At 53.8% G+C, this 5430-nt stretch carries 2 tRNA genes and 3 rRNA genes; all 5 read right to left on the bottom strand.

The features are described 5' to 3' along the window. Nucleotides 1-54: 54 nt before the first annotated feature. A 5S ribosomal RNA gene (gene rrf / locus H6F67_RS27250) occupies nt 55-171 on the bottom strand. Between the two features lie 76 nt (nt 172-247). Beyond that, a 23S ribosomal RNA gene (locus H6F67_RS27245) occupies nt 248-3141 on the bottom strand. Between the two features lie 225 nt (nt 3142-3366). Continuing rightward, nucleotides 3367-3439, bottom strand: a tRNA-Ala gene (locus H6F67_RS27240). Nucleotides 3440-3449: 10 nt separating this feature from the next. After that, a tRNA-Ile gene (locus tag H6F67_RS27235) sits at nt 3450-3526 on the bottom strand. Between the two features lie 134 nt (nt 3527-3660). Then, nucleotides 3661-5153 (bottom strand): 16S ribosomal RNA (locus tag H6F67_RS27230). Together the 16S, 23S and 5S rRNA genes with 2 tRNA genes alongside form the textbook arrangement of a ribosomal RNA operon. Nucleotides 5154-5430: the final 277 nt, after the last annotated feature.

The raw sequence follows: 5430 nt of genomic DNA, 5'->3' as shown, positions 1-5430 counted from the left end.
CACAGGGGGGAAGATTGGTTGAGCAATCTTCCCCCCTGTATGCAGCTAATAACATCCTGGCACTGAGCTATCTTCACAGGCAGTCACCTACCCACTATTTTCGCCGCAGCAGCGTTTCACCTCTGAGTTCGGGATGGGTCAGCGTGGTTCCACTACGCCATGAGCACCAGGAAATCCCTTAAAGCCTTCAAGACTGCACAGCAACTTACTTTTCTGCCAAGTTGAATCACTCAAACCCCATCACACTCTGGTCAAGCCCTCGGTCTGTTAGTACGGCTCGGCTCCACACATTGCTGCGCTTCCACCTGCCGCCTATCAACCCGTCGTCTACGGGTGACCTTACCTCCTTGTAGGAGTGAGAGTACTCATCTTGAGGTGGGCTTCCCACTTAGATGCTTTCAGCGGTTATCCACTCCGCACTTGGCTACCTGGCGTTTACCGTTGGCACGATAACCAGTACACCAGCGGTGCGTTCCCCTCGGTCCTCTCGTACTAGAGGGGACTCCTCTCAATACTCTTGCGCCTGCACCGGATATGGACCGAACTGTCTCACGACGTTCTGAACCCAGCTCACGTACCGCTTTAATGGGCGAACAGCCCAACCCTTGGCACGTACTTCCGCACCAGGTTGCGATGAGCCGACATCGAGGTGCCAAACCTCCGCGTCGATGTGAACTCTTGGCGGAGATCAGCCTGTTATCCCTAGAGTAACTTTTATCCGTTGAGCGACGGCCCTTCCACGCAGTGCCGTCGGATCACTAAGACCGTGTTTCCACCCTGCTTGAGTTGTCGCTCTTGCAGTCAAGCTTCCTTGTGCCTTTACACTCTCCGGCTGATTTCCAACCAGCCTGAGGAAACCTTTGTGCGCCTCCGTTACCTTTTAGGAGGCGACCGCCCCAGTCAAACTGCCCACCTGATACGGTTCCACTGCCGGATTACGGCGAGCGGTTAGAATTCTAGCCTGGCTAGAGTGGTATCTCACTGGCGGCTCCATTGTCCCCACAAGGACAACTTCTTAGCCTCCCACCTATCCTGCACAAGCCAAGCCCGAACCCAATACCAGGCTACAGTAAAGCTTCATAGGGTCTTTCTGTCCGGGTGCAGGTAGTCCGTATCTTCACAGACATTCCTATTTCGCCGAGCCTCTCTCCGAGACAGCATCCAGATCGTTACGCCTTTCGTGCGGGTCGGAACTTACCCGACAAGGAATTTCGCTACCTTAGGACCGTTATAGTTACGGCCGCCGTTCACCGGGGCTTCGGTCGCCAGCTTCACGCTCAAAGAGCGCTGACCGACTTCCTTAACCTTCCGGCACTGGGCAGGCGTCAGCCCCCATACTTCGTCTTGCGACTTCGCGGAGACCTGTGTTTTTGGTAAACAGTCGCCTGGATCTCTTCACTGCGACCCACGTTGCCGTGGGCACCCCTTCTCCCGAAGTTACGGGGCCATTTTGCCGAGTTCCTTAGAGAGAGTTATCTCGCGCCCTTGGGTATTCTCAACCTTCCCACCTGTGTCGGTTTCGGGTACGGGTTGCTTTGGCTTAACGTACTTCGGGCTTTTCTTGGAAGCGTGACTTCGACCACTTCGCAGACGTATCTGCTCGCACTCGCACCTTAGCTCGGAATGTTTTCGCCATCCCTCATCACCTCGAATGCTTCGACCATCTATTCCAACAGATGGCTGGTTTAGCCTTCTCCGTCCCCCGGTACAAACCACAACAAGTACTGGAATATTCACCAGTTGTCCATCGACTACGCGTTTCCGCCTCGCCTTAGGTCCCGACTAACCCTCCGTGGACGAGCCTTGCGGAGGAACCCTTGGGATTTCAGGGCATGTGATTCTCACACATGTTTGCGCTACTCAAGCCGACATTCTCACTTCTGCTTCGTCCACACCTGCTTGCCGCTGATGCTTCAACCTACCGCAGAACGCTCCCCTACCACTTACTTTAAGTAAGTCCACAGCTTCGGTACACAACTTAGCCCCGTTCATTTTCGGCGCAGGAGCGCTTGACCAGTGAGCTATTACGCACTCTTTCAAGGATGGCTGCTTCTAGGCAAACCTCCTGGTTGTCTTTGCACTCCCACCTCCTTTATCACTGAGTTGTGATTTGGGGACCTTAGCTGGTGGTCTGGGCTGTTTCCCTCTTGACGATGAAGCTTATCCCCCACCGTCTCACTGGCAATGTGTCCACTGGGTATTCTGAGTTTGTCTCGATTTGGTACCGCTCTCGCAGCCCGCACCGAAACAGTGCTTTACCCCCCAGCTATAATCATTGCCGCTGCGCCTCAACACATTTCGGGGAGAACCAGCTAGCTCCGGGTTCGATTGGCATTTCACCCCTAACCACAAGTCATCCGCTGATTTTTCAACATCAGTCGGTTCGGACCTCCACTTGGTGTTACCCAAGCTTCATCCTGCTCATGGTTAGATCACCCGGGTTCGGGTCAATAAAGTGTGACAAAACCGCCCTGTTCAGACTCGCTTTCGCTTTGGCTTCGAGTATCTCCTCTTAACCTGCCACACCCTATTAGTCGCCGGCTCATTCTTCAACAGGCACACCGTCACACGTTCTAATCGTGCTTCGATTGCTTGTAAGCAAACGGTTTCATGTTCTATTTCACTCCCCTCATCGGGGTTCTTTTCACCTTTCCCTCGCGGTACTGGTTCACTATCGGTCACACAGGAGTATTTAGCCTTACGAGGTGGTCCTCGCGGATTCAATCGGGATTTCTCGTGCCCCGACCTACTCGGGATCCAGCTAGGGTCGTTTGACTTTCGACTACAGGACTTTCACCTCCTTTGGTGCAGTATTCAACTGCTTCGTCTAGTCGCTCAACTCCACGTTGCTGTCCCACAACCCCAGCGGTAAAAACCGCTGGTTTAGGCTCTTCCCGCTTCGCTCGCCGCTACTAGGGGAATCACGTTTGTTTTCTCTTCCTTGGGCTACTAAGATGTTTCAGTTCGCCCAGTTCGCTCGTGCTGGTCTATGTATTCAACCAGCCGTTTGTAGGGTTGCCCCATTCGGAAACCTCCGGATCACTGTGTGCTTCCCACTCCCCGGAGCATATCGTCGGTAACCACGTCCTTCTTCGCCTCTGTGTGCCTAGGTATCCACCGTTTGCCCTTTGTCGCTTGACCATTTATTCGCGCTTTGGGTCTTCTGTGTTTCTCAAAGCTTGCAAACTGTCCCTATCACTAGAGCCATTCACAATCTTTGCCTACCTGACAGAAATCTATTTGTTGTTGCTATGCAGTTTTCAAGGTTCTTTTTGCTAGGAATAACCCAGCAGACGCTCAAGCAAGGTCGCTTGATTCATTGCTAGTATCCTTTCGGGTCACGCACTCTAGCACTGGTAATCAAAGTGGAGGTAAGCGGACTCGAACCGCTGACATCCTGCGTGCAAAGCAGGCGCTCTACCAACTGAGCCATACCCCCGCTTGTCTGGTGGTGGGCCATCCTGGACTCGAACCAGGGACCTCACCCTTATCAGGGGTGCGCTCTAACCACCTGAGCTAATAGCCCATCTTGCTGGCTGACCCTAGACCGTTTGAAAGCCAGTTGCCTTACATCTTGTCTCACCCGAACGACCTGGTTGACCTGCTTGTCCTTGCTTTACCCGTGAGGGCATAACAACAACAAGTGGGTAGGTCTCCCTAAAAGGAGGTGATCCAGCCACACCTTCCGGTACGGCTACCTTGTTACGACTTCACCCCAGTCATCAGCCCTGCCTTCGGCGCCCTCCTCCACGAATGGTTGGAGTAACGACTTCGGGCGTGGCCAACTCCCATGGTGTGACGGGCGGTGTGTACAAGGCCCGGGAACGTATTCACCGCAGTATGCTGACCTGCGATTACTAGCGATTCCGCCTTCATGCAGGCGAGTTGCAGCCTGCAATCTGAACTGAGCCTCGGTTTATGAGATTCGCGCACCATCGCTGGCTGGCTGCTCTTTGTCCGAAGCATTGTAGTACGTGTGTAGCCCAGGACGTAAGGGGCATGCTGACTTGACGTCATCCCCACCTTCCTCCGGTTTGTCACCGGCAGTCTCTCCAGAGTGCCCAACTCAATGCTGGCAACTAAAGACGAGGGTTGCGCTCGTTGCGGGACTTAACCCAACATCTCACGACACGAGCTGACGACAGCCATGCACCACCTGTGTTCCAGTTCCCGAAGGCACTCCCTGCTTTCACAAGAATTCTGGACATGTCAAGCCCTGGTAAGGTTCTTCGCGTTGCATCGAATTAAACCACATACTCCACCGCTTGTGCGGGCCCCCGTCAATTCCTTTGAGTTTCACTCTTGCGAGCGTACTCCCCAGGCGGGGTACTTAACGCGTTAGCTCCGGCACTGACCGGGTCGATACGGTCAACGCCTAGTACCCATCGTTTACGGCTAGGACTACAGGGGTATCTAATCCCTTTCGCTCCCCTAGCTTTCGTCCCTCAGTGTCAGTGATGACCCAGCAGAGCGCTTTCGCCACCGGTGTTCTTCCCAATCTCTACGCATTTCACCGCTACACTGGGAATTCCCTCTGCCCCTATCACACTCAAGTCCATCAGTTTCCACTGCCCTTACGAAGTTAAGCTTCGCGCTTTGACAGCAGACTTGATAAACCACCTGCGGACGCTTTACGCCCAATAAATCCGGATAACGCTTGCCTCCTCCGTATTACCGCGGCTGCTGGCACGGAGTTAGCCGAGGCTGATTCGACTGGTACCGTCATTGTGTTCTTCCCAGTCAAAAGGGGTTTACAATCCACAGACCTTCCTCCCCCACGCGGTCTTGCTCCGTCAGGCTTGCGCCCATTGCGGAAAATTCCCCACTGCTGCCTCCCGTAGGAGTCTGGGCCGTGTCTCAGTCCCAGTGTGGCTGGTCATCCTCTCAGACCAGCTACGGATCGTCGCCTTGGTAGGCCCTTACCCCACCAACTAGCTAATCCGACGCGAGCTCATCCTTTGGCGAATCTCGTTTTACCTCGCGGCTCATTGGGTATTAGCGACCGTTTCCAGTCGTTGTCCCCATCCAAAGGGCAGATTCTCACGCGTTACTCACCCGTCCGCCACTAGAAGCCCGAAAGCTTCCCGTTCGACTTGCATGTGTTAAGCAGACCGCCAGCGTTCATCCTGAGCCAGGATCAAACTCTCCATGTTGTTGTGAAGCACTCTCTTGCCTCAATGCCTATCTACACAACTCAATGCATAAATACTCATCTAGCGATGAATGCTCCAGCTGAAGGTTCATCCAGGAACTCTTCCCGGAACTTAATCAATTCATTCAACGGGTTTGACTCTTGATGTTTCGCTTGGCTTTCAAACGTATGTCATTGTCTAGGTTCAGGCTTGGCCTTCAAAGACTGCCGCACCGCTTCGCTTTCGCTCGGCTCGCTTGGCTCTCCTCTCGACCGCTTGACCAATATAACGAGAAAAG

The organism is Microcoleus sp. FACHB-1515, assembly GCF_014696105.1.
Taxonomy (GTDB): Bacteria; Cyanobacteriota; Cyanobacteriia; order Elainellales; family Elainellaceae; genus JAAUTJ01.
The sequence above is the reverse complement of the archived record's forward strand: the minus strand, read 5'-3'. Positions and strand labels throughout refer to the sequence as shown.